20 protein-coding genes are annotated in these 24,553 nt (G+C 74.8%); 10 read left to right on the forward strand and 10 right to left on the reverse strand.

Features of this window, described 5'->3' with window-relative positions; all coding sequences use genetic code 11:
• Positions 1-120 precede the first annotated feature (120 nt).
• Complete coding sequence (locus tag ABD976_RS07030; protein ID WP_345360577.1) at positions 121-2,451, forward strand: DEAD/DEAH box helicase; 2,331 nt, start codon at positions 121-123, stop codon at positions 2,449-2,451.
• 90 nt (positions 2,452-2,541) lie between these two features.
• On the opposite strand, the gene ABD976_RS07035 is transcribed toward ABD976_RS07030, so the two are convergent.
• The 8 genes from ABD976_RS07035 to ssd all read right to left on the reverse strand — a co-directional run bounded on the left by ABD976_RS07035 (position 2,542) and on the right by ssd (position 9,624).
• The gene (locus ABD976_RS07035; RefSeq protein WP_345359081.1) at positions 2,542-3,186 is read right to left on the reverse strand and encodes a bifunctional DNA primase/polymerase; all 645 of its coding nucleotides are present in this window, start codon (positions 3,184-3,186) and stop codon (positions 2,542-2,544) included.
• A gap of 260 nt (positions 3,187-3,446) precedes the next feature.
• The gene (locus ABD976_RS07040) at positions 3,447-3,794 is read right to left on the reverse strand and encodes an Rv3654c family TadE-like protein (protein ID WP_345359084.1); all 348 of its coding nucleotides are present in this window, start codon (positions 3,792-3,794) and stop codon (positions 3,447-3,449) included.
• Positions 3,795-3,946: 152 nt separating this feature from the next.
• Positions 3,947-4,393: a TadE family type IV pilus minor pilin gene (locus ABD976_RS07045; protein ID WP_345359087.1), complete on the reverse strand. Its 447-nt coding sequence runs from the start codon at positions 4,391-4,393 to the stop codon at positions 3,947-3,949.
• 284 nt (positions 4,394-4,677) lie between these two features.
• Complete coding sequence (locus ABD976_RS07050) at positions 4,678-5,022, reverse strand: DUF4244 domain-containing protein (protein WP_345359090.1); 345 nt, start codon at positions 5,020-5,022, stop codon at positions 4,678-4,680.
• Between the two features lie 804 nt (positions 5,023-5,826).
• A complete protein-coding gene (locus ABD976_RS07055) occupies positions 5,827-6,546 on the reverse strand; it encodes a type II secretion system F family protein (RefSeq protein ID WP_345359093.1) in 720 nt (239 codons plus the stop codon).
• Complete coding sequence (locus ABD976_RS07060) at positions 6,543-7,349, reverse strand: type II secretion system F family protein (RefSeq protein ID WP_345359096.1); 807 nt, start codon at positions 7,347-7,349, stop codon at positions 6,543-6,545. Before ABD976_RS07060 ends, ABD976_RS07055 begins: the two co-directional genes overlap by 4 nt.
• Entirely contained in the window at positions 7,343-8,524 is a 1,182-nt protein-coding gene (locus ABD976_RS07065) for a TadA family conjugal transfer-associated ATPase (RefSeq protein WP_345359099.1), read from the reverse strand. The genes ABD976_RS07060 and ABD976_RS07065 overlap by 7 nt, the downstream gene beginning before the upstream one ends.
• Positions 8,524-9,624: a septum site-determining protein Ssd gene (ssd, locus tag ABD976_RS07070; protein ID WP_345359102.1), complete on the reverse strand. Its 1,101-nt coding sequence runs from the start codon at positions 9,622-9,624 to the stop codon at positions 8,524-8,526. Before ssd ends, ABD976_RS07065 begins: the two co-directional genes overlap by 1 nt.
• A 385-nt stretch (positions 9,625-10,009) precedes the next feature.
• Here ssd and ABD976_RS07075 point away from each other — a divergent pair, with 385 nt between their 5' ends.
• The 6 genes from ABD976_RS07075 (at position 10,010) to ABD976_RS07100 (ending at position 18,158) form a co-directional block, all read left to right on the forward strand.
• Complete coding sequence (locus tag ABD976_RS07075; RefSeq protein WP_345359105.1) at positions 10,010-10,849, forward strand: HAD family hydrolase; 840 nt, start codon at positions 10,010-10,012, stop codon at positions 10,847-10,849.
• A gap of 440 nt (positions 10,850-11,289) precedes the next feature.
• Positions 11,290-13,074 carry a glycoside hydrolase family 3 protein gene (locus ABD976_RS07080; RefSeq protein ID WP_345359108.1) on the forward strand — a complete coding sequence of 595 codons (1,785 nt, stop codon included), beginning with the start codon at positions 11,290-11,292 and terminating at the stop codon, positions 13,072-13,074.
• Positions 13,071-14,297, forward strand: coding sequence for an exo-beta-N-acetylmuramidase NamZ family protein (locus ABD976_RS07085; RefSeq protein WP_345359111.1), 1,227 nt, complete (start codon positions 13,071-13,073; stop codon positions 14,295-14,297). The genes ABD976_RS07080 and ABD976_RS07085 overlap by 4 nt, the downstream gene beginning before the upstream one ends.
• 28 nt (positions 14,298-14,325) lie before the next feature.
• Positions 14,326-16,035 carry a serine hydrolase domain-containing protein gene (locus ABD976_RS07090; RefSeq protein ID WP_345359114.1) on the forward strand — a complete coding sequence of 570 codons (1,710 nt, stop codon included), beginning with the start codon at positions 14,326-14,328 and terminating at the stop codon, positions 16,033-16,035.
• 296 nt (positions 16,036-16,331) lie between these two features.
• Positions 16,332-17,249 carry a MurR/RpiR family transcriptional regulator gene (locus tag ABD976_RS07095; RefSeq protein WP_345359117.1) on the forward strand — a complete coding sequence of 306 codons (918 nt, stop codon included), beginning with the start codon at positions 16,332-16,334 and terminating at the stop codon, positions 17,247-17,249.
• Positions 17,250-18,158, forward strand: a complete 909-nt coding sequence (locus tag ABD976_RS07100) for an N-acetylmuramic acid 6-phosphate etherase (RefSeq protein ID WP_345359119.1) — start codon at positions 17,250-17,252, stop codon at positions 18,156-18,158.
• Positions 18,159-18,476: 318 nt separating this feature from the next.
• Here the strand turns inward: ABD976_RS07100 and ABD976_RS07105 are convergent, their stop codons facing one another.
• Positions 18,477-19,406, reverse strand: coding sequence for a nucleoside hydrolase (locus tag ABD976_RS07105; protein ID WP_345359121.1), 930 nt, complete (start codon positions 19,404-19,406; stop codon positions 18,477-18,479).
• 1 nt (position 19,407) lies between these two features.
• On the reverse strand, positions 19,408-20,157 hold the full coding sequence (locus tag ABD976_RS07110) for a Fic family protein (RefSeq protein WP_345359123.1): 750 nt from the start codon (positions 20,155-20,157) through the stop codon (positions 19,408-19,410).
• A 225-nt stretch (positions 20,158-20,382) separates the two neighbouring features.
• Here ABD976_RS07110 and acs point away from each other — a divergent pair, with 225 nt between their 5' ends.
• The 3 genes from acs (at position 20,383) to ABD976_RS07125 (ending at position 24,293) form a co-directional block, all read left to right on the forward strand.
• On the forward strand, positions 20,383-22,365 hold the full coding sequence (gene acs, locus ABD976_RS07115) for an acetate--CoA ligase (protein WP_345359126.1): 1,983 nt from the start codon (positions 20,383-20,385) through the stop codon (positions 22,363-22,365).
• Positions 22,366-22,513: 148 nt separating this feature from the next.
• Positions 22,514-23,713, forward strand: coding sequence for a Na+/H+ antiporter NhaA (nhaA, locus tag ABD976_RS07120; RefSeq protein ID WP_345359128.1), 1,200 nt, complete (start codon positions 22,514-22,516; stop codon positions 23,711-23,713).
• A gap of 79 nt (positions 23,714-23,792) precedes the next feature.
• Positions 23,793-24,293 (forward strand): phage holin family protein, encoded by a 501-nt coding sequence (locus ABD976_RS07125; protein WP_345359131.1) that lies wholly within the window; start codon positions 23,793-23,795, stop codon positions 24,291-24,293.
• Positions 24,294-24,553 lie beyond the last annotated feature (260 nt).

Here is a 24,553-nt window from a genome sequence, read left to right on the forward strand (position 1 = left end):
CCGAGCCCCGGGAGTCCGAGCCCCGGGAGTCCGAGCCCCCGGAGTCCGAGTCCCGGGCATTCGGACACCGGGCATTCGGACACCGGGCGCCCGGGCAAGGGGCGACGGCTGCTCGACCGGGTGCTGGCCGGGGTCGCGGCCGGTGAGACGCCGCTGCGCCACGCCGCCCACCTGCCCGGCAACGCCGGGCGCACCGCCGACTGGCCGGAATGGGCGCCGGAGCCGCTGGTCGAGGAGCTGCGCAAGCGCGGGGCCGAACGCCCGTGGAGCCACCAGGCCGCCGGTGCCGAAGCCGCGCATGCCGGTCGCCACGTCGTCGTCGCCACCGGGACCGCCTCCGGCAAGTCGCTGGCCTACCAGCTCCCGGTGCTGGCACGGCTGCTCGACGACCCGCGCGCCACCGCGCTGTACCTCTCCCCCACCAAGGCGCTGGCCGCCGACCAACTGCGCACGGTGGAGGAGCTGGGGTTCCGCGAGGTGCGCGCCGCCGCCTACGACGGCGACACCCCGCGGGCCGAGCGCGACTGGGCGCGCGCGCACGGCCGCTGGCTGTTCACCAACCCGGACATGCTGCACTTCGGCGTGCTGCCCGGGCACGCCCGCTGGGCGCGGTTCTTCCGGCGGCTGACGCACGTGGTGGTCGACGAGTGCCACACCTACCGGGGCGTGTTCGGCTCGCACGTGGCGCTGCTGCTGCGCCGGTTGCGCCGAATCGCCCGGCACTACGGCGCCGACCCGGTGTTCGTGCTCGCCTCGGCCACCGTCGCCGACCCGGCGGAGCTCGGCGAACGGCTCGTCGGCGCGCCGTGCGAGGCGATCATCGAGGACGGCTCGCCGCGCGGCGCGCGCAGCGTCGCGTTCTGGGAACCACCGCTGCTCGGGGAGATCACCGGGGAGAACGGCGCCCCGATCCGCCGCTCGGCCGGTGCCGAGACCGCCCGGCTGCTCGCCGACCTGGTCGTCGAGGACGCCCGCACGCTGGCGTTCCTCCGCTCCCGCCGGGGCGTCGAGGTGGCCGCGCTGACCGCCCGCCGCGCGCTGTCCGAAGTGGACGAGTCCTTGGTGGACAAGGTCGCCGCCTACCGGGGCGGGTACCTGCCGGAGGACCGGCGGGAACTGGAACGCGCGCTGCTGTCCGGCGAACTGCGCGCGGTGGCCACCACGAACGCGCTGGAGCTCGGCGTGGACATCGCCGGGCTCGACGCGGTGGTCGTCGCCGGCTACCCGGGCACCGTGGCGTCGTTCTGGCAGCAGGCCGGACGCGCCGGGCGGGACGGCGCCGGGGCGCTGGTCGTGTTCGTCGCCCGGGACGATCCGCTGGACACCTACCTGGTGCACCACCCGGCGGCGGTGCTGGACCGGCCGGTGGAGGCCACCGTGCTCGACCCGGTCAACCCCTACGTGCTGGAACCGCACCTGACGTGCGCCGCGGCCGAGCTGGCGCTCACCGAGGCGTGCTTCGACGACTTCGGCGGGGACGCCGCGCGGCGGGCGGTGGCGGCGCTCACCGCCGACGGCGTGCTGCGCCGCCGCCCGCACGGCTGGTTCTGGACCGAGCGGGAGCGCCCGCACCGGTCGGTCGAGCTGCGCGGTGCCGGTGGGACGCCGATCGCGGTCGTGGAAGGGGATTCGGGGCGGCTGCTCGGCACGGTGGACCCGGACTCGGCGTGCGCGACGATCCACCCCGGAGCGGTCCACCTGCACCGGGGCGAGTCGTTCGTGGTCGACGACCTGGACCTGGAGTCGGGGCTCGCGCTGGTGCACGCGGAGAGCCCGGAGTGGACCACCTCGGCGCGCAGCGACGTGGACATCGCGGTGCTGCGCACCGCCGAGCAGTGGCATCCGGGGCCGGGCGTGACGGTGAACCTGGGCGAGGTCGAGGTGACCTCGCAGGTCGTCGGGTTCCTCCGGCAGCTGCCGACGGGCGAGGTCCTGGACCAGGTGGCGCTGGACCTGCCCGCGCAGACGCTGGTGACCCGGGCGGTCTGGTACACGATCAGCGACGAGCTGCTCAACGGCAGCGCACCGGGGGGCGCCGGGCTGGAACCGGCGCGCATCCCCGGTGCGCTGCATGCCGCCGAGCACGCGGCGATCGGCCTGCTACCGCTGTTCGCGACCTGCGACAGGTGGGACATCGGCGGGGTCTCCACCGCCGTGCACGCCGACACCGGGGAGGCAACGGTGTTCGTGCACGACGGTCATCCGGGAGGGTCCGGATTCGCCGATCGCGGCTACGCCGCGCTGGTCCCCTGGCTGGCCGCGACGCGGGAAGCGATCGCTTCCTGCGAGTGCCCGGCTGGCTGCCCGTCCTGCGTCCAGTCGCCGAAGTGCGGGAACGGCAACGAACCGCTGGACAAGGCGGGGGCGGTGGCGGTCCTCGACGCGCTCTCGGCCGTGTTCGGGGGAAGCGGTGCGGGACCGGCTGGGGCCGGCGAACGATCCGGGACGTGAGCACCCACGTGCCCGAGGGGCGTCCCGCCCGTCCGTCCGGGGACCCGGCGCGGTGCCGGTCCCGCGCGCTCGAACTCGGCCGAGCAGCCCTCAGCGGGCTGCCGCGACGACTTCCGCCACGTTCTCGTAGTTTCCCCGACCCGCGCGCAGGGCGTCCTGCACGTAGGCCGAGCTGGGCAGTCGCCAGCCGCACACGTCGAGCCCGACCCGCCAGTGCACGGCACCGCCGGGGAAGGCGCTCGGGGGCATGGGCAGCCAGCTTCCGGTGCTGTGCCACCGGATTCCGGGTACGTCGGCCAGTTCGGGGAGCATCGTCCGACCGCCGGAGTGCAGGAAGTACCAGCGCCCGCGCGGTGTGGCGACGATCGGCACCGGAGCGCCGACCATCCGGATCACCCGGGCCGTGCGGCGGCCGAGCTCGGCGTCGACCTCGATCGCCTCGACCGCTCCGCCGGTGGCCACGAGCAAGCTGTAGGGCCGCTCGGACCACCACGACACGACCTGATCGGGGGTCGCGGTCGGTCGTGTCCGCCAGTCCGGGTGGACCGGTACCGGACCTTCGTCGTGGTGACCGGTCCAGCGGTCACCCTCGGGGTAGGTACCGGGCACCACCGACCAGCCCCGGGCGGCGAAGCCGATCGCCTGCACGCGCAGTTCGATCTGGCTGCTGCCGAGCCCGGCGGGGTGCTCCGGAATGCCGTGGAAGGTGCTCGACGCCCTCGTCGACCCGTCCATGATGCTTCAGCCTCCTGTTCCCTGGGGAGCGCCGGACGGTGGCGGTTCGGGGCCGCCACCCGGTCCGCCGACCTCGTCGTCACCGGACCTCGGCATCCCGCGCTCACATCTCAACCAACGGCACGAGGGCGCGCCGAGTACACCCCCTGTCGACGACCGGTAGCCCAGCCGCGACGAATGAAGCCGGGGGGACAGAGCCGCCGAAAGATCAACGTGCCGAACGGCGGTTCCGGCCCCGGTGAGCGACGACGTCAGGCCGATCACCCGACGACCGGCCCGGCGCGGGCGCGCGCCGTCACCACCGCCGCGCCAGGCAGTCCGGGCGGCGGCGGAGCCCGGACCTCGACCCGGGCGTGCGGTCCGGTGATCGTGCAGGACACCACCGCGGTGCCCATCCCGCGCGCCACCTCACCGGCCCGACCGCACGCGATCGCCGCGCCGTGCGGCGCGTGCGCGGCGGCGGCCAGCGCCGCGAGGTCCGCCGCCCCGGCCGCCCGGTGCCGGACGAGCAGCGCGCCGCACCAGTGCAGCGCGAACCACCCGACCACCACCAGAGCCAGGCACAGGCCCGCCGACAGCGCGGTCGCCGCACCCCGATCCCCGCTCACGGCACCGCCCCGAGCACTCGCACGGCGCCGGATCACGGCGCGGTCCCGGGTTCCGGCGCGGCTTCGGGCGCGGTCCCGGGTTCCGGAGCAGCCCCGGCTCACGTCACCGACTGGGCTCGTGGGGCCGACTCGGGTCGCGGGGCTGCCCCGGCTCACGGCGCGCCCCCGGCTTCCGGAGCGGTCCCGGGTTCCGGTACGGCTCCGGCCTCCGGTGCCACCCCTGGTTCCGGTGCGGCTCCGGGTTCCGGCGCGGTCCCGGGTTCCGACGCGGTCCCGGCTTCCGGTGCGGCTTCGGAGTCCGGTGCCACCCCGGGTTCCAGGATCGCGACGGCGGTGGCGTGGAGCGTTCGCCCGGGTAGCAGGTCGCCGGGGAACGGGACCGCCACCTCGACGTGGACCCGATCGGCCTCGGTGCGCACCAGCAGTGCGGCACCGGCGGGAGCCAGCGTCCGCACCGCCCTCTCGGCCGCCGGACGATCCCCGCGCGAGAGCAACCGGGCCGCCTCGACCGCCGCGTCCGTGCAGCGGAGCTGGCCGACCAGCATCACCATCCCGGCCAGCAGCAAGGCGAACACGACGGTCACCGTGGCGATGCCCATCGCCGCCTCCACCGTCACCGCGCCGCGATCCCGATCGGCGGGCGGCTCCCGCCGGTCGACATCGCGCGGATCCGCTCGCGCCGCGGCGCGGCTGGGCACGAACCGGTGCGCAGCGGACCGGTGCGCAGCGGATCGGTGTGCAGCGGATCGATCCGGCGGCGGTCGGCGCGGCGTGCCGCTCGCCGTGCGGCTCGGCGTGCGGTTCGGCCGCGGTCGGCGCGCCGGGCCCGGGCGCGGTGCGCCGCGCGCGGTGGCGGCTCCGGCCGGGGCGACGAGCGTCGGCATCACGAACCTCCGCCCTGGAGCGCCCGGTTGATGAGGGCGGCGAGCGCCTCCTTGACCGGATCGCTGGTCACCACGGCGAACAGGACGGAGGCGAAGGCGACCGCGGCGACGGTGCCCATCGCGTACTCCGCCGTGCTCATCCCGCCGTCACCGCGCAGGAGGGCGCGGATCCGCCGCACGGACGGCATCCTCGGCTTCCGGACCGGTTCGACCGCGACCGGTGCGCCTCCGGTGGTGACGGACGAGGTGGTGGGCGGTCCCAGCCCGCCCGGCACTGGCGGCACCAGCAGCACGAGCAGCATCGCGGCCCCGCGGCCGAGCACCGGCAGCGCGTCCCGCGCCACCCCGCAGAGCCGCTGCCCGACGGCGTTGAGCCACGGGCGCGGGAGGGCGCGATGATCGGCGGAGCCGCGCGCGGTCGCCGTGCTGCGACCCCTCGGCCGGACATCCCCGGATGCGGCGCCGGAGGTGTCGCGAAGCCCCCTCCGGCGTCCCGGGAGCGTGATCGGGAGGTGGTTCGCCCACCGCCACGGCGCTGCTCGGCGTTCCGCTCGGCGGTGGACGGTTCCCCGTCCTGGCGGCCATCGGCGGACGGCCCGGGCACGCCCGAGCGGCCGGACGTCCAGCGGTCCGGGCGCCGGTGCTCCGGCCGCCGGTGCTCCGGGCGCCGGTGCTCCGGATTCCCGTGCTCCCGATGCGGGGAGCGGCTCCCCGCCCGGGCGGAGCGCGGGCGGGCGCGCCTCCGATGCGCCGGACGCCGCGGTCCACCGCTCGGTCGGTCGGTGTTCCGCCGCGGACTGGGTGGTGGTCGTGTTCGTCATGGTGTTCTCCGTTCGGTCGTCGGCGCCCAGCGCGGTCGTGCAGCCGGGCGTGGTGCGGTCGTCCTGCTCCGGACCGGTCGGTCGGAGCGGGTCATCAGTCGTGCGGACAGGGCGTCTTGCGGTCGATCCGGACAGGGCGGTCGGTCGTCGTGCTTCTCAGTCGTCGGGAACGTGCGCTGGTGGAGCCGGACGTCGTGCCTCCTCGGTCGTCGGGAACGTGCTGTTGTCGGACCCGACAGGGCCGTCGGTCGGCGGGCCCTCTGGCGTCGGGGTCGTGCGTCGTGGTCGGGCTGGTCGCCGTGCGGGGGTCGAGCGCGGAGTGCCCGGTCACCAGTGATCGGCCAGGCGGAGCACCATCCCGAGCACGACGGGCAGCACACCGAGGCACAGGAAGGCGGGCAGGAAGCACAGGCCCAGCGGCGCCGAGATCCAGACCGACGTGCGCTGCGCCCGGGCTCTTGCTTGCTCCCCCGCCGTCGCGCGGACCCGGGCGGCGAGCTCCGCGGCGACCTCGGCGAGACCGCTGCCGGTGCGCGCCGTGCGCCGGGCCGCCCGGGCGAGCTCGGCGGTGTCCGGGTCGGCCAGCGCCGGAGCCCAGGCCCGCACCGCGTCGGTGCCCAGCGCCAGGTGGTCGGCGACCTCCTGGAGCGGGCGCCGCGCGGATCCGGCGAGCTCCTCGGCGACCGCGCGCACCACCACGGGCACCGGCAACCCGGCGCGCATCCCGGCGGCGAGCAGGTCCCACGCCGCCGCGAGCGCCAGCGGATCGGTGCCGCGGCGAGTCGCTCGTCCGGCCCACCAGCGCGCCGCGACGGCACCGCAGGCACCGACGCCCAGTCCGGCCACGAGGTCGACGAGGACGGCCGCGGCGGCTCCCGAGGCGGCGACCGCGAGCCAGCACAGCGCCGGTCGGGGCGCTCCCCGCACCGGGACCGCCGCTGCCGGGCCGCGGCCGTCCACTCCCAGCGCCCGCAACCGGTTCCGCGCCGGGGCGGCGGGCAGGACCAGGAGCGCACCCGCCGCGAGGAGCAAGGACCAGGTGATCACGGCGGCACCACCGCCTCGGTCAAGCGCGTGGTCCAGGCGATCCCGGCCGCGAGCAGCCCAGCGCCGGTAAGCAGCAGGAGCTGCCCGGAAAGGCCGTCGCCGAGGACGGCGAGCGGGGCGGTCCCGACGGCCTCGCCGAGCGCCAGGCCGACCACCGGCAGCGCGGTGAGCACCGCGGCCGTCGACCTCGGCCCGGCGAGCTCGGCCTCCACCTCGCGGCGGAACGCCGCCCGCCGATCGACGTCCCGCCGCACCGCGTCGACGAGCTCGGCCAGCGCCACGCCGTGCCGATCGGCCAGCGCCCACGCGCGGGACAGCCGCGCCAGCGGGGCGGTGAGCCCGGTCGGGGCGCCGGATTCGACGAGCGCCTCGGGGACGTCCCCGCCCCACCGGGCGGCGGTGGACATGGCCCGGAACGCGGCGCCGACCGCCGGGCCCGACTCCTGGGCGGCCCCGTCGGCGGCCACCGCGGGATGCGCCCCGGCGCGCAGTTGGGCGACCAGCAGGCGCAGGCCCGCGGTGAGCTCGTCGGCCAATTCCAGCCGGCGGCGGATGCCCCGGCGCGACCGCGCGTACCGCCGGGCGAGCGCGCCGAGCAGCAGCGCGGCGACCGCGCCCGCGGGGCCGAGCAGCAGGAACCCCAGCACCGCCGCGACCGGGATCGGCGCCCACCGCAGCAGGGGGACGGCCGGGCGGCCGGGGCCGGTCGCGCCGGACCCGGTGGCGGCGAGGCGGTCCCGAGCCCGCAGGTCCGGCCAGCACAGCAGGGCGAGCGCGAGGCAGCTCGCCGTGGTGATCAGCACGGGACACCTCCGCGCGACTCCAGCAGCGCCACGAACTCCGCGCGCGCCGGACCCCACCCCCGGTCGGCTTCCCAGATCGGGTGCACCCGGACCAGGTCGTCCTCGCGGCGGAGGAGGCCGATGCCGAGCAGCCGTCGCCCGCGCCCCGGGCTGCGCCCGGTGTGCAGGACGACCTGCACCGCCGCCGCGAGCTGGCTGTGCAGCGCGTCCCGGGGCAGCCCGCCGAGGGCGGCCAGCGCCTCCACCCGGGCGGGGACCTCGCGCGGCGAGTTGGCGTGCAGGGTGCCGCACCCGCCGTCGTGGCCGGTGTTCAGGGCGGCCAGGAGTTCGCAGACCTCCGGCCCCCGGACCTCCCCGACGACGAGCCGGTCGGGACGCATCCGCAGCGCCTGCCGGACCAGGTCGCGCACCCGGACCTCGCCCACGCCCTCGACGTTGGGCGGCCGGGTGAGCAGCCGGACGACGTGCGGGTGCCGGGGGTGCAGTTCGGCCGCCTCCTCGACGCAGACGATCCGCTCCCGGGCGTCGACGGCGCCGAGCAGCGCGGCGAGGAGCGTGGTCTTCCCCGTCGCCGTGCCGCCCACCACGAGGAACGCCAGCCGAGCCGCCACGACGGCGCGCAGGGTCCGGGCGATCTCGTCGTCGAAGGCACCGGCGCGGCGCAGCGAGTCGAGGTCGTGCGCGGCCGGGCGCAGCACCCGCAGCGAGACGCAGGTCCCCCGGTCGGCCACCGGCGGCAGCACGGCGTGCAGCCGCACCGCCGAGCCGGTCCCGTCCCCCGGGAGCCAGGCGTCGACCCACGGTTGCGCGTCGTCGAGCCGCCGCCCGCTGGCGAGTGCGAGCCGTTGCGCGAGCCGGCGCACCGCCTCCTCGTCGGGGAAGGACACCGGTGCCCGGCGCAGCCCGGCACCGCGGTCGACCCACACCTCGTCCGGCGCGGTCACCAGGACGTCGGCGACCTCCGGGTCGCGCAGCAGCGGGTCGAGCACCCCCGCGCCGACGAACTCCTGCTGGGCCATCCGGACCGCCGCCAGCACGTCGGCGTCGGCGACCAGGCCGCCCGCCTCCTCCCGCACCGCCGTGGCCAGCGCGGCCGAGGTCGGTCCGGAGCTGCTGCCGATGGTGCCGCTGCCGATCAGCCGGTGCCGCACCCGTTCGAGCAGTCCACCGTCCATCACGCCACCTCCTCGGCCCGGACCGGGTCGCCTCGGTCGAGCTCGGCGAGCAGCCGGTGCGCGACCCGGCCGAGTGCGCTGCGACCGGTGACCGCCCGCAGCCCGCCCCGGTCCAGCTCACCGGGCAGGCCGGGGTGCGGCCGCAGGTGGGCCAGCGCGGGGACGCCGAGGGCGGCGGCGACGTCCGACGGGCGCAGTCCGCCCGGCGCCGGTCCCCGGACCACCAGGCGCAGCGGGCACGCCGTGATCTCGCGGACCGAGGCGAGCACCCGGGCCGCCGCCGCGCAGGCGCGGACCTCGGCGGGCACGACCAGGACGACGAGGTCGGCATGGCGCAGCGCGGCGGCGGCCGGTTCGGACGGGGCCCGGGGCAGGTCGCAGACCACGGTGTCCCCGGCCCGGCGCCCGGCCTCCAGGACCGCGCGGACCGCCTGCGGGGTCAGCCCGGTCGACGGCGCGTCGCGATCGCAGGCGAGCACCGCGAGGGAACCGCCGCCGACCCGCCGACCGGGCAGGGCCTCGTGCAGCGCGCCCGCCGCGAGCCGTCCGGCCCGCACCGCGAGGCCCGACCACCGCAGGCCGCCGGTCCCCTCGGCACCGACCGCGAGGTCGAGACCACCGCCCCACGGGTCGCAGTCGACGAGCAGCGCGCCGCCGCCCCGGTGGGCGGCGCTGACCGCCGCCGCCCCGGCCAGCACGGACGCGCCCGCGCCGCCGCGACCGCCGAGCACCGCGAGCACCCGGCCGTCCCGCGCCGGGGCCGCGTCGGCGGCTTCGGCGAGGAAGTCGATGACCGTCCGCTCGCCCTCGGGCAGGCGGACGACGTGCTCGGCGCCGAGTTCGAAGGCGGCCTGCCAGAGCTGCTCCGCCGGGCCCCGGCAGAGCACCAGGACGCCGCGTCTTCGGGGCGGTCCGAGCGCGGCGACCGCCGCGGCCGCGGCGCCGTCGAGCAACACCGCGGAGGCGCTGCGCCAGGCGCCGCCGAGCGCGGCGGGATCGCGGGCGTGCTCGGCTTCGGCGCCCGCGGCGGCGGCCAGCCGGAAGACGTCCTCGGCGAGTTCGGAATCGGTGGTGACCAGGAGCGGACGGGCGGAAGACATGGCGGTACCTCGGGGTGTGAGCGGGAATCTCGCGCGCGCCCTTTCCTCGCGGGAATGGCGCTGTTCTTCCACAGTGGCGCGGTCCACTCCCGCCGCCAAGGATCAATTCCAGAATCTGTGGATAACTCCGGCACCTGTGGACAACTCAATCCAAAAAACATTCACGTTTACCGGCCCGGAAAGGCGACGACCCCCGCCAAGGGGGAGGGGCGGGGGTCGTCTTGTCCAGCTCCGGGGGGAGTGAGCTGAACGGTCCGGACAAAACCGAACCGTTCTCACCCTAACGCCGCGATCGTCTTCCCCGGGCCGCAATTCGCGAAATGGGCAGCCGCTTCCGCGGCCGGCCACCGGCGCGGAGCCGACACCACCGCGCCGCCCGGCTCGTATGCTGTGCGGCGTGACAGAGCCCGCGAACCCGACGGCATCCCCCGAACGCCGGGTGGCCGCGTTCTTCGACCTGGACAAGACGGTCATCGCCAAGTCCAGCACGCTGGCCTTCAGCCGACCGTTCTTCCAGGAAGGACTGATCAACCGGCGGGCGGTGCTCAAGAGCGCCTACGCCCAGTTCGTCTTCATGCTGGCCGGGGCCGACGCCGACCAGATGGACCGGATGCGCGCCCACATCACGTCCCTGTGCACCGGGTGGGACGTCGACCAGGTCGGCGCGATCGTCGAGGAGACGCTGCACGACATCGTCGACCCGCTGGTCTACAAGGAGGCCACCCAGCTCATCGCCGAGCACCGCGAGCAGGGCCACGACATCGTCGTGCTCTCCGCGTCCGGGGAGGAGGTCGTCGCGCCGATCGCCAAGCTGCTCGGCGCCGCGCACTGGGCGGGCACCCGGATGGTCGTCCACGAAGGCCGCTACACCGGTGAGCTCGACTTCTACTGCTCGGCGGACAACAAGGCCACCGCCGCCCGCGAACTCGCCGCGGCGCACGGCTACGACCTCGACGGGTGCCACGCCTACTCGGACTCGATCACCGACCTGCCGCTGCTGGAGAGCGTCGGCCACCCCACCGTGGTCAACCCGGACCGCGCGCTGCGGCGGGAGGCGGTGCAGCGCGGCTGGCCCGCGCTGGCCTTCGAGCACCCGGTCTCGCTGCGGGCCCGGATCCCCACCCCCTCGCGCGCCGCCGTCACCGCGGCCGGGGTCGGGATGGGCGCCGTCGCGGCGGCGGGCGCGGCCTGGTGGGGGGTCCGCGCCTGGCGGCGGCGCGGCTGAGGAATTCCCCGTTCCGGACCCTTGCGGTGACGCGCGTCACGGCCTACAAAGGGGGTACGGACCTCGGTCGGCCAGGGACGCCGCGGAGGAGAAGCGTCGTCCACCCCGCACCGGGCTCCGGGCGCGAACTCCGGGACACCCACGCGGAGCCGCACATAAGGCAGTCGTGCACAGGGTTGCGTCGCGGGACGCCGGACGCCTAGCCCGGAAGTTACGACAACAGGAGCACGCCTGGTACCCCGGGAGTTCGCGCGAGACCACGCAGGGCGCCCGCCGATCCGTCGGCGGGCGCCCTCACCGTCGGTGACCGGGGATTTCCGCCCGGGGCACGCCGATCGGCGGCGTTGACCGGCCCCTCCCACGTGGGTAACTTGCGAAGCCGACCACCTCCGTGGTGAACCTTCCCCGTCGACGTGGCGGAATCCCCCGAGGAGGCCACCGTGGCCCGATCCGACCGTCCGCGACGCGCCGCCGCCACCTTCGGCGTCGTCGCCCTCACCTCCGCCGCGCTGACCGCGGGCGCGGGAGCCGAACCACCACGCCCCTCCGGCATCGCCGACACCCTCGCCAAGATGACCCTGGAGGAGAAGGTCGGCCAGCTCTTCGTCACCTACGCCTACGGGGGCACGCCCGACACCGCGCACCCCAGCAACCGCGCGGAGTTCGGCGTGGACACCCCCGCGCAGGTGGTGCAGCAGTACCACCTCGGCGGCATCATCCACTTCACCTGGACCGACAGCCTGCACGAGCCGAGGCAGATCGCGGAGCTGTCCAACGGGTTGCAGCAGGCGGCGCTGTCCTCCGGCGCCGGCGTGCCGCTGCTGATCGGGACCGACCAGGAACAGGGGCTCGTCACCCGGATCGGCGAACCCGCGACCCAGTTCCCCGGCAACATGGCGCTCGGCGCCACCCGCAGCCCCGCCGACGCCGAGCTCGCCGCCGCCATCACCGGCCGCGAGCTGCGGGCGATGGGCCTGAACCAGAACTTCGCGCCGAGCGGGGACGTCAACGTCGACCCGGCGAACCCGGTGATCGGGGTCCGCTCCTTCTCCTCGGACCCGACCCTGGCGGCCGAGCTCACCGCCGCGCAGGTCCGCGGCTACGAGGACTCGGCCGCGGCGGATCTCGCCGTCTCCGCCTCGGTCAAGCACTTCCCCGGGCACGGCGACACCAGCACCGACAGCCACACCGACCTGCCGGTGATCGACCACGACCGGCAGCAGTGGGAGCGGCTCGACGCGCCCCCGTTCCAGGCGGCCATCGCCGAAGGGGTGGACTCCGTGATGACCGGGCACATCGAGGTGCCCAAGCTCGACGACTCCGGGGAACCCGCCACGCTGTCGCCGAACGTGATCACCGGGATGCTGCGGCAGGAACTCGGGTTCCAGGGCGTGGTGTTCACCGACTCGCTCAAGATGGACGGCGTCCGCCAGCAGCACCCGGACGCCCGCATCCCGGTGCTGGCGCTCAAGGCCGGGGTGGACATGATGCTGATGCCGTTCGACGTGCGGGCCGCCATCGACGGCGTGCTGGCGGCGGTGCGCACCGGCGAGCTGACCGAGGAGCGCATCGACCGCAGCGTCACCCGCATCCTGGAGCTCAAGGAGCGGCGCGGGGTGCTGGCCGACCCGTTCGTCGACCCGGCGGCGGTGGGCTCCGCGGTCGGCACGCCGGAGCACCTGGCCCAGGCGCAGCGGATCACCGACCGCTCCACCACCCTGCTGCGCAACGACGCGGGGGTGCTGCCGCTGGCCCAGCCGCCGGCGCGGCTGCTGGTCACCGGGGCCGGTGACGGGGCGACCGCCGCGCTGGCCGAGTCGATCGACCGGCGGGGGTCGCGGAGCACCGCGCTGCCCACCGGGTTGCGGCCGACGCCGCAGCAGATCGACGAGGCGGTCGCCGCGGCCGGGCGGCACGACCTCACCGTGGTGCTCACCAACGCCGCGTGGAGCGCCGAGAACGCCGCGCAGCTCGACCTGGTGCGGGCGTTGCAGCAGGCGGGCCGCCCGGTGGTGGCGGTCGCGGTGCGCGACGCCTACGACGCCGGGCACGTCGAGGTGCCGACCTGGCTGGCCACCTACTCGGACCAGGCGGTGGCGATGGAATCGCTGGCCAAGGTGCTGTTCGGCGAGATCGCGCCGACCGGTGCGCTGCCCGTCTCGGTGCCCGACCCCGGCCGTCCCGGCCAGGACCGGTACCCGTTCGGCCACGGGCTGACCTGGTGAGCGTGTCCCGGCGGGGGTTCCTCGCCGCCGCCGCGGTCGCCGCCCCCGCCGCCGGGGTGGTCGGTGCCGCACCGGTGGTCGACGGCTCCCCCGTGCGCTCCGGCGCCGACGTGCTGGCCGAGCAGGGGTGGCGGCGGCTCCGGGGCCACCGGATCGGCGTGCTGACGAACCCGACCGGCGTGCTGTCGTCGCTGGACCACGTGGTCGACGCGATGCACGCCGACGGGGTGGACATCGCGGCCGTGTTCGGTCCCGAGCACGGGTTCCGGGGCACCTCGCAGGCAGGCGGTTCGGAGGGCGACCACCGCGATCCGCGCACCGGCCTGCCGGTGTACGACGCCTACGGCGCCGGGGCCGACGAGCTGGCGCGGATGTTCCGCGACGCGGGCGTGGAGCTGGTGGTGTTCGACATCGCCGACGTCGGCGCCCGCTTCTACACCTACATCTGGACGATGTACCGGGCGATGCAGGCCGCGCAGCGCGCCGGGCTCGGCTTCGCGGTGCTGGACCGGCCGAACCCGGTCGGACCGCGCGCCGCCGGGCCCCGGCTGCTGCCCGGGTTCACCTCCGGCGTCGGCCTGCTGCCGATCGTGCAGCAGCACGGCATGACGGTCGGCGAGCTGGCCCTGCTGTTCGAGCACGACCACCTGCCCGCCCCGCTGCCGGAGCTCGACGTGGTGCGGGTCGCGGGCTGGCGGCGGCGCACGGCGGCGACCGGTCTGCCGTGGGTGCCGCCGAGCCCGAACATGCCGACGCCGGACACCGCGGCGCTCTACCCGGGGACCGCGCTGTTCGAAGGCACCGCGCTGTCCGAGGGCCGGGGCACGACGCGGCCGTTCGAGACCATCGGGGCGCCGGGCATCGACTGGCGCTGGGCGGCGGACCTCGGCGCGCTCGACCTGCCCGGGGTGCGGTTCCGGGAGACCTACTTCGTGCCGACCTTCGGCAAGCACACCGGCACCACCTGCGGCGGGGTGCAGGTGCACCGCACCGGTGAGGTGGACCCGATCCGGGTCGCGGTGGCCATGCTGGTGACGGCGCGCCGCCGGTACCCCGAGGTCTTCGGCTGGCGGCCGGACCTGATGATCGACAAGCTGTTCGGCTCGGACCGGCTGCGCCGGATGGTCGACGCCGGAGCGGGCACCGCCGAGATCGTCGGCAGCTGGCAGGACGAGCTCGCCGACTTCCGCGACCAGCGGGAACCGCACCTGCTGTACCGCTGAGCACCACGACGAGCTCGGAGGAGACGTGATGGGCAGGACGATGCTGGTGCTCGCCGCGGTGTCGGTGGCCGCGCTGACCGGGACCTCGGCGGCGGCAGGCGGCGGGTTCGAGCAGGGGCGGTTCGACCGGCCCGCGGTCGCGTTCGCCGACGCGGAGCTGCGCGGCGGACTGCCCACCGACGTCGGGCTCGCCCCGGAGCCGATCGCGGCGGCGGCCGAGCGGATCGCGCGCTGGACCGGGTCGGTGCCCGGCCGGGAGCACCCGATGTACGCGGGCGCGGTGAGCCTGCTCGCGCACGACGGCGTGGTGGTGCACCGGCGGGCCGTCGGCCACGCGCTGCGCTACGCCGACGGCGCGGGCACCGAGCTGCCGCCCGGGCAGCAGGTGCCAATGACCCCGGAGACCCGGTTCGACATCGCCTCGATCACCAAGCTGTTCACCTCGATCGCCGTGCTCCAGCAGGTCGAGGCGGGGGCGGTGCGGCTGGACGACCCGGTCGCCGCGCACCTGCCCGCGTTCGCCGCCGGTGGCAAGGGCGACATCACGGTGCGGCACCTGCTCACCCACACCTCGGGGCTGCCGGCGACCGTCCGGCTCTGGGAGCTGCCGCCGGAGCGGCGGATCCCCGCCGTGCTGGAACTGGCCCCCGAACGCCCGCCGGGCGACTACACCTACTCCGACCCGAACATGATCGTGCTCGGGCTGCTGGTCGAGCGCACCTCCGGCACGCCGCTGGACCGCTACGTCGCGGAGCGGATCACCGGCCCGCTCGGGATGACCGCCACCGGGTACAACCCCGATCCGTCGCTGCCGATCGCTGCTACCGAGTTCCAGAGCGACCCGCCGCGCGGCATGGTGCGCGGCGAGGTCCACGACGAGAACGCCTGGTCGCTGGGCGGGGTGGCCGGGCACGCGGGCCTGTTCTCCACCGCCGACGACCTCGCCGTGCTCGGGCAGGCGATCCTCAACGGCGGCGAGTACGGCGGGCGGCGCGTCCTGTCCGAGCGCGGGGTGCGGTCGATGCTCGACCCGGGTGCCGCGCACGGTCTCGGGTTCGAGCTGGACCAGCGCTGGTACATGGCCGGGCTCAGCGCGCCGGGCACCGCCGGGCACACCGGCTACACCGGGACGTCGCTGGTGCTCGACCCGGCTTCGCGCTCGATCGCGGTGCTGCTGACCAACCGGGTCCACCCGTCCCGGGAGTGGGGCTCGAACAACCCGGCGCGGCAGGAGCTGGCCCAGGCGCTCGCCCGGTCGCTGGCGGTGCCGCCGTCGAAGGGCTCCGCCTCGTGGTTCGCCGATCCGGCGCGCGCGGCGACGCTGACCACCGATCCGCTCGGACCGGTGGCCGGGCCGCTGCGGGTGTCGTTCGACGCCTTCGTGGACAGCCAGCGCGACGGCGACGGCACCGACCCGCTGGTCCTGGAGCACAGCGCGAACGGCGGACCGTGGCGGGCCGCGGCGCTGCGCCCCGACGGGCCGGGCGCCCCGGGCGGGGAACCGACGTCGCTGGCCGGGGCCGGGCACCGCGCCTGGTGGCGGGTGCACGCGACGGTGCCCGCGCGGCCGGGCGATCAGATCCGGCTGCGGTGGCGCTACGCCCCCGACGGGCGCTACGTCGGGCGCGGGGTCCACGTGGACCGGATCCTGGCGCAGGACCGGGACGCGACGAGGCTGGACGGCGAACGCGAGCACGCCGCGCTGCACCCCGACGGCTGGACCGCGGTGCCCCGCTGACCGGCCCCGATCCCGGACGACACGCCCCAACTGGACCGGGTGTCACCTGAACGCCCCGCGAGTGAGGGGCACCCTCATCCGGCTTACTCGGATGAAGGTGCCCCTCACCCAGGGCACGAAGGGGTGGTGTCGGCGTGTCGGGCGGGTGGCCGGTGCGCAGGTCCGGTCCGGGGAGCCCGGTGGCGGCGGGTGGGCTGGTATGACGGAAGAGGTGACAGCCTTCACTCGTCCGGGTGGGGAGAACTCCGGGATGAAGTGCATTGACCTGCACATACGACGGTTAGTAAGTTTCCCACATGGCCACTGACGCATCCGGCTCCGATGCCGCCGGGCCGCTCGTCCGGATCCGGTCGTTGCTGCCGGGGCTGGCGCGGGCCGAGCAGCGGGTGGCGGGCATCGTGCTGGCCGATCCCGCGTCGATCGCGCGGCGCAGCATCACCGACGTGGCCGAAGCCGCGGGCACCAGCGAGACCACGGTGACCCGGTTCTGCAAGGCGATCGGCGTCGGCGGCTACCCCGACCTGCGGATCGCCCTGGCCGCCGACACCGCCCGCACCTCCGTCCGGGACCGCGAGCTGGGCAGCGACATCGGACCGCAGGACAGCACCGCGCAGGTCATCGAGAAGGTCGGCTACGCCGACGCCAAGGCCGTCGAGGAGACCGCCGGGCAGCTCGACGCGGAGGTGCTGGAGCGGCTCGTCGGCGCGGTCGCCGAAGCCCGCCGGATCGACGTCTACGGGGTCGGCGCCAGCGCCTTCGTCGCCCTGGACCTCCAGCAGAAGCTGCACCGCATCGGGCTCACCTGCTTCGCCTGGGCCGACACCCACAACGCGCTGACCTCGGCGGCCGTGCTGCGCCCCGGCGACGTGGCGATCGGCATCTCGCACACCGGCGCCACCGGCGAGACCGTCGAGGCGCTGCGGGAGGCCCGCAAGCGCGGGGCGGGCACCGCCGCCATCACCAACTTCGCCCGTTCCCCCATCACCGAGATCGCCGACCACGTGCTCACCACCGCGGTCCGCGAGACCACCTACCGCTCCGGGGCGATGGCCAGCCGCATCGGCCAGCTCACCGTGGTGGACTGCCTGTTCATCGGGGTCGCCCAACACCACCTGGAGCAGACCAAGGCCGCGCTCGAAGCGACCTACGAAGCCGTCGGCACGCACCGGCTGGACGCCCGCCCGGACCGCCGACGCCACCAGAAGGAGAGCTGAATGGGGCAGGACTCCGGGGAACCGGTGACCCGCATCGACGCACCGACCGAGCGCACCAACCCCCGGACCCGCGACATCGACCTGCTGCCGACCCTCGACGTGCTGCGGCTGCTCAACGCCGAGGACCGCACCGTGCCCACCGCCGTCGGCGAGGTGCTGCCGGAGCTGGCCCGCGCCGTCGACCTCGCCGTCGCCGCGCTGCGCTCCGGCGGGCGCATCCACTACGTCGGCGCGGGCACCTCGGGGCGGCTGGCGGTGCTCGACGCGGCCGAGCTGATCCCCACCTTCAACGTGCCGCGCGGCTGGGTGGTCGCGCACCAGGCCGGGGGCGCCGAGGCGTTCCGGCAGGCCGTGGAGAACGCCGAGGACGAGTCCGGCGCGGAGGCGATCCGCGCGGAGGTCACCGCCGACGACTTCGTGCTCGGGCTCGCCGCCTCCGGGCGGACCCCGTTCGTGCTCTCGGCGCTGGCCGAGGCGCACCGGATCGGGGCGGCGACCGCGCTGGTCACCGCCAACCCCGACGTGCCGGGCGAGCCGGCCGACGTGCTGGTCGCGGTGGACACCGGACCCGAACCGATCACCGGCTCGACCCGGATGAAGGCGGGCACCGCGCAGAAGCTGGTGCTCACCTCCTTCTCCACCGCCGTGATGGTCCGGCTCGGGCGCACCTACTCCAACCTGATGGTCAGCATGGTGGCGACCAACGCGAAGCTGCGCGGGCGCACCATCAGCATCCTCAGCGAAGCCACCGGCGCCGACGAGCAGCGCTGCGCCGAGGCGCTGGCCGACGCCGACGGCGACCTCAAGACCGCGCTGGTGCACCTGCTCAGCGGCGCCGACGTGGAGCGCGCGGCGGCGGCGCTGGCGGTGGCGGGCGGGCACGTGCGCGAAGCCCTGCGCGCCCTCTAGGACCGCGGCTCACCCGATCGGGAGCTGAGTGAGGGGCACCCTGTACCACGTTGCGGGGTACAGGGTGCCCCTCACCAAGTTCCGCGAGCGGTGCGGGTGGCGGAACCTCAGCGGCCTTCTCGCTCCGGGAGCCGCTCCTGATGTACCCACTTCGTACACGGCGTCACGGCTGTCCTCGCGAGAAGGCCGCTGAGCGGTAACTCCGAGTACGGGCCTCGGTGCAAGCTGACAGCCTCACCGCATGCGGCTCCGCCGCATTCTGAAAGGACCCCGTAGTCGGACGGGGGTGCCCCTCACCAGGTTCCGCGAGCGGGACGCTCAGGCCGGTAGGTGTTCGGCGACCCGGGTGAACGCCTCGGTCACCAGGTCCCAGAACCGGTCGGCGGCGAGGTCGGTGGCCACGTCGGTGTTCGGCTCGGGCGCGGCGAAGTCGGTGACCGTCATGCCGGAGGTGAACCGGCCCCACGTCTCCACGTCGACCCGCGCCGGGGCGGTGCGGAACAGCTCCGGGGCGATCACGTAGGCCACCGCGCAGGCGTCGTGGATCGCCGGGCCGCCGTCCCGGTAGGACGGGTGCTGCCCGTAGAAGTCCAGGCAGGGGCTGATCAGCTCGGTCTCCAACCGGCCCAACCCGCGGAACCGGGTGCGCACCTCCGCGTTCGCCCGGGCCTGGTGGGTCAGGTCGAGGCCGATCATCACCGGCCGCCACGGCGCGTCGAAGGCCACCGCGGCGGCTTCCGGGTCGGCGGCGATGTTGAACTCGGCGGCGGGCGTGTTGTTGCCCCGCGTGTAGGAGCCGCCCATCACCACGAACTCCGCCGCCCACTCCGCGATCCGCGGCTCCTTGTGCAGCGCGAGCGCGATGTTGGTCAGCGGACCGACGGCGACCAGGCTGATCTCCCCCGGCGCGGCGGCCAGCGCGTCGACGATGAAGTCCACCGCGTGCCGGTCGTCCGGCGGCGTGGTCGCCGGGGGCAGCAGCACGCCGCCGAGCCCGCTCTCGCCGTGCACGTCGCGGGCGGTGCGCGGGGCGCGCACCAGCGGACGCCCGGCACCGCGCACCACCGGCACCACCAGGCCGTAGTAGTCGGCCAGGCAGCGGGCGTTCTCCGTGGTGCGGTCCAGGTCGGTGTTGCCGCCGACGGTGGTGAGCCCCATGACGTCGAGCTCCGGGCTGCCGTGGGCCAGCGCCAGCGCCAGCGCGTCGTCGATGCCCGGGTCGCAGTCGATCAGGATCCGCTTCGGCACGTCAGCCCTCCTGGACGGCATCGGCGATGGAGGTGGCTTCCCGCGCGCCGGCCTCCAACGCGCGGCAGCAGTAGGCGATCCACTCGGCCAGCCGGTCGGGATCGCCGTCGGCGTACCCGGCGGCGGCCGCGACGTACTCCGGCTGCCTGCGGAAGTAGGCGACCTCGGGGACCACCAGGCCCTTGGGGTCCAGGCCGCTGCCGATCACGCTGAGCCGCGCCGCCGCGCGGGCCACCACGCCGTCGGCGGTGCCGAACGGCGCCAGCGCGAGGAGTTCGCCGTGCACCACGGCGGCCAGCACCGGCCCGGGCCCCCGGACCTGCGGATCGGGGTCGGCGATGATCCCGGCCAGCACGTCCAGCCGCTGCGCCAGTTCCGGATCGGTGCGCGGGCGTCCCAGCGCCTCCTCGTCGTCGACCAGGTCGGCGGCGGCCAGCACGTGCAGCCGGGCCAGCGCCTGCCGCGGCGCCCGCTGCCAGGTCGGCAGCAGCGCGCCCAGCGCCTCGGCCGCCCGCAGCGAGCCCGCCAGCTGCGGATCGCTGACCTCCCCGGTCTCCGGGATCTCGGTGGCGCCCCCGGCGACGGCCGCCGACGCGCGGGCCGCCCGCACCGACGCCTCCGCGGCGGTGGCGGGCCAGCCCCGGCGGTTGGCCGGATGCCGGTGCACCTCGTCGATCGCCGCGCGGGCCGCGGCGACCGCGTCGGCGACCCCGGGCAGCTCCAGCAGCGGCGACAGCGAAGGGTTGTTCACGGCTCGTGACGCTACCGCCCCGGGCACCGGCGACCGGTACCCGAGGTGATCGTGACGCACGTCTCCCCCGAGTGACGGGCGGCACCCCCGGGTACCCCGCACGTGCAGCTCAGATCCCCCGTTCGGTCGCTGACAACCGGACGCGGACCTCTTTTTCCGTGAGCCGGATCGCACTACGGTTCCATGAGCACACCGGCGTCCCACCAGCCAGGGAGGTTCCAGGCGATGAGCCAGCCCGACGGGCACAGCAGCACACTCGACAACCTGCTCAACGAGAGCAGGACGTTCCCACCGTCGGAGGAGTTCGCCGGCAAGGCCAACGCCACGGCAGCGCTGTACGACGAAGCCGCCGCCGACCGGGAGGCGTTCTGGGCCAAGCAGGCGGAGCGGCTGCACTGGGACACCAGGTGGGACACCGTCCTGGACTGGTCGTCGGCGCCGTTCGCCAAGTGGTTCGACGGCGGCCGGCTCAACGTCGCGTACAACTGCGCCGACCGGCACGTGGCGGCGGGCAACGGCGAGCGGGTCGCGATCCACTGGGAGGGCGAGCCGGGCGACACCCGCACCATCACCTACGCCGAGCTCCAGCGGGAGGTCTCGCGCACCGCCAACGCGCTGGCCGCGCTGGGCGTCGGCGCCGGTGACCGGGTGGCGATCTACCTGCCGATGCTGCCCGAAGCGGTGTTCTCGATGCTGGCCTGCGCGCGGCTCGGGGCCCTGCACAGCGTGGTGTTCGGCGGCTTCTCCGCCGAGGCGCTGCGCAACCGGATCAACGACGCCGAGGCCAAGGTCGTCATCACCTCCGACGGCCAGTACCGGCGGAACAAGGCGATGCCGCTCAAGGCCAACGTGGACGAAGCGGTGCGGGAGACGCCCAGCGTCGAGCACGTCCTGGTGGTCAAGCGCACCGACATCGACGTCGAGTGGGACGGCGACCGCGACAAGTGGTGGCACGACGTCGTCGACCCGCAGCCCGACCAGCACGCGCCCGAGGCCTTCGACGCCGAGCACCCGCTGTTCATCCTCTACACCTCGGGCACCACCGGGAAGCCGAAGGGCATCCTGCACACCTCCGGCGGCTACCTCACCCAGGCCGCCTACACCCACCACAACGTCTTCGACCTCAAGCCGGAGTCGGACGTGTTCTGGTGCACCGCCGACATCGGCTGGGTCACCGGGCACACCTACATCGTCTACGGCCCGCTGGCCAACGGCGCCACGCAGGTGATCTACGAGGGCACGCCGAACACCCCGCACGAGGGCAGGCACTGGGAGATCGTCCAGAAGTACGGCGTGACGCTGTACTACACGGCGCCGACCACGATCCGCACCTTCATGAAGTGGGGCGCGCAGATCCCGGCCGAGTACGACCTGTCCACGCTGCGCGTGCTCGGTTCGGTCGGCGAGCCGATCAACCCCGAGGCGTGGATCTGGTACCGGGAGAACATCGGCGGCGGCCGGACGCCCATCGTGGACACCTGGTGGCAGACCGAGACCGGCGCGATCATGATTTCGCCGCTGCCCGGCGTCACCGCCGCCAAGCCGGGTTCGGCGCAGCGCCCGCTGCCCGGCATCTCGGCGAAGGTCGTCGACGAGGAGGGCGGCGAGGTCGGCAAGGGCGGCGGCGGGCTGCTCGTGCTCGACAAGCCGTGGCCGTCGATGCTGCGCGGCATCTGGGGCGACGACCAGCGCTTCGTCGACACCTACTGGGCGCGGTTCGCCGAGCAGGGCTACTACTTCGCCGGGGACGGCGCGAAGTACGACGCCGACGGCGACCTGTGGCTGCTGGGCCGGGTGGACGACGTCATGAACGTCTCCGGGCACCGCATCTCCACCACCGAGGTCGAGTCCGCGCTGGTCTCGCACGACAACGTCGCCGAGGCGGCGGTGGTCGGCGCCAGCGACCCGACCACCGGCCAGGGCATCGTGGCGTTCGTGATCCTGCGCGGCGGCGTGGACGACGCGGCGGGCGGCGAAGCGGCGCTCAAGGAGCTGCGCGAGCACGTGTCCAAGGAGATCGGGCCGATCGCCAAGCCCCGGCAGATCATGGTCGTGCCGGAGCTGCCGAAGACCCGGTCGGGCAAGATCATGCGCCGGTTGCTGCGCGACGTGGCGGAGAATCGCGAGGTCGGCGACGTCTCCACGCTGGCCGACTCGTCGGTGATGGACCTGATCTCGCAGGGGCTCACCTCGTCCTCCGACGACTGAGCGGGACCCGGCGCCGGACGCCGGACGGAGATGAATGTCATTCGCTTCGTCCGGCGCCGGACGCCGTCACCGGTGTTAGGGTCCGACGTGGTGTGCCGGGAAGTCTGGTCGGCGGTAGGTCCCTGCTGCCCGCGATCGGAGTTCCACCTTGTCCGAGTCCAAAGGCGCCCGCACGCTCGACTTCGGTGCCTACCTGCGCACCGAGACGGTCGGCGGCATGGTGCTGCTGGCCGCCGCCGCCCTCGCGCTGGTGTTCGCCAACACGCCGCTGTCCGGCTTCTACCAGGCCGTCCGCGACTTCGCCATCGGCCCCGAAGCGCTCCACCTGCACCTGACCATCGGCGACTGGGCCAAGGACGGCCTGCTCGCGATCTTCTTCTTCGTCGCCGGGCTGGAGCTCAAGCGCGAACTCGTCGTCGGTGAGCTCGCCGACCGCAAGGCCGCCGCGCTGCCCGTCATCGCCGCGATCGGCGGCATGGTGGTGCCCGCGCTGGTCGCCTTCGGCATCGGCCACGGCAGCCCCGGCGCCTCGACCGCGTGGGCCATCCCGATGGCCACCGACATCGCCTTCGCCCTCGGCGTGCTGTCGCTGACCGGCTCCTGGCTGCCGACCGCCGCGCGGGTGTTCCTGCTCAGCCTGGCCGTGGTCGACGACCTCGGCGCGATCATCGTCATCGCGGTGCTGTTCACCGACGGGCTGAGCCTGCTCTGGCTGGTCACCGCCGTGGTGCTCTGCGTCGCGTACTGGTTCGCCCAGCACAAGCGGATCACGACCCCGTGGCTCTACGTCCCGCTGGCCATCGCGGTGTGGATCGCGGTGCACTCCACCGGCGTCCACGCCACCATCGCCGGCGTCGTCCTCGGCCTGCTCACCCGGGTCAAGCGCGACCCCGGCGAGGAGACCGCGCCCTCGGCCCGGCTGGAGCACCGGTTGCAGCCCTGGTCGGCCGGGGTGGTCGTGCCGGTGTTCGCGTTCTTCGCCGCCGGCGTGCCGGTCGACGGCGAGGCGCTGACCTCGATCAGCCAGGACCCCATCTCCATCGCCGTCATCGTCGGCCTGGTCGTGGGCAAGGTGGTCGGCATCGTGGGCACCGCGATGATCGGCGTCAAGCTGGGCCTCGGCAGCAAGCCCAACGGCGTGAGCTGGTGGGACCTGAGCGCGCTCGGGTTCCTCGGCGGCGTCGGGTTCACCGTGAGCCTGCTGATCGCCGAGCTCTCGCTGACCGGCGACGCCGCCGAGCGGGCCAAGGCCGCGGTGCTCATCGCGTCCGTCCTGGCCTCGCTGCTCGGTTCCGCGCTGCTGCTCATCCGGGGCCGCCGGGCCCGGCGCGACCGGTCCGTCGCGTGAGCCGCTGCGCTGCGGCGGCCGTCACCCGCGAGTGGCAGTCGGCGACTCGTGCGGACGGGCGCTGATCCACCGTGGCACGATGGACGCCGTGAACAGCGCCCAGAAGAGCAACAACGGCAGCCGTGACGGCGCGGAGCAGACCGTCACGTCCATCCCGCTGTCCGAAGAGGCCACCGGTTCGGGCGACGGTCAGTCCATCGGCATGCTGGTCCGGGACGCGACCACGCACCTGTCCACCCTGCTCCGCGCGGAGGTGGAGCTGGCCAAGTCCGAAGTGGTCGGCGAGATCAAGAAGGGCGTGAAGGGCAGCGTCTTCTTCGTGCTGGCCCTCGCCGTGCTGGGCTTCAGCATGTTCTTCCTGTTCTTCACGCTCGCGGAGGGCCTCGCCCAGCTCGGCCTCTGGCGCTGGGCCGCCTTCGGCATCGTCTTCCTGCTGATGCTGGTGGTGGCGGGCCTGTTCGCGCTGCTCGGCTACGCCCGGGTCCGGCGCATCCGCGCCCCCGAGCGGACCATCAAGTCGCTCAAGGACACCAAGCAGCTCACCCAGCGCAAGCAGGCGGACACCTCGTCCACCCCCTGACCCCCTCACCCGTTCGGGCCGTGAGTGAGGGGCACCCTTGCCCCAGTTACTTGGGCAAGGGTGCCCCTCACTCAGCTCACCACCGGGTGACGAACAGTGCGGGTACCCGCTGCGCGCTCGCGTGCTTCACCCGTTTCGGTGGTGAGTGAGGGGCACCCTGTACCACGTCACGTGGTACAGGGTGCCCCTCACTCGGTTCGCCTCGCCCGGGTGCACCGGGGCGGGGGTCACCCGGGCGTGAGGTTCGGGTGGGCGTGCGG

It is taken from the genome of Saccharopolyspora cebuensis, assembly GCF_039542665.1.
In the GTDB taxonomy this organism is placed as follows: domain Bacteria; phylum Actinomycetota; class Actinomycetes; order Mycobacteriales; family Pseudonocardiaceae; genus Saccharopolyspora; species Saccharopolyspora cebuensis.

Coding starts and splice junctions, on each gene's coding strand:
- acs (WP_345359126.1), top strand. CDS start 20,383: ATGAGCCAGCCCGACGGGCACAGCAGCACACTCGACAACCTGCTCAAC.
- ABD976_RS07100 (WP_345359119.1), top strand. CDS start 17,250: ATGGGGCAGGACTCCGGGGAACCGGTGACCCGCATCGACGCACCGACC.
- ABD976_RS07045 (WP_345359087.1), bottom strand. CDS start 4,393: ATGGGCATCGCCACGGTGACCGTCGTGTTCGCCTTGCTGCTGGCCGGG.
- ABD976_RS07075 (WP_345359105.1), top strand. CDS start 10,010: ATGCTGTGCGGCGTGACAGAGCCCGCGAACCCGACGGCATCCCCCGAA.
- ABD976_RS07035 (WP_345359081.1), bottom strand. CDS start 3,186: ATGGACGGGTCGACGAGGGCGTCGAGCACCTTCCACGGCATTCCGGAG.
- ssd (WP_345359102.1), bottom strand. CDS start 9,624: ATGTCTTCCGCCCGTCCGCTCCTGGTCACCACCGATTCCGAACTCGCC.
- ABD976_RS07095 (WP_345359117.1), top strand. CDS start 16,332: ATGGCCACTGACGCATCCGGCTCCGATGCCGCCGGGCCGCTCGTCCGG.
- ABD976_RS07090 (WP_345359114.1), top strand. CDS start 14,326: ATGGGCAGGACGATGCTGGTGCTCGCCGCGGTGTCGGTGGCCGCGCTG.
- ABD976_RS07125 (WP_345359131.1), top strand. CDS start 23,793: ATGGACGCCGTGAACAGCGCCCAGAAGAGCAACAACGGCAGCCGTGAC.
- ABD976_RS07065 (WP_345359099.1), bottom strand. CDS start 8,524: ATGGACGGTGGACTGCTCGAACGGGTGCGGCACCGGCTGATCGGCAGC.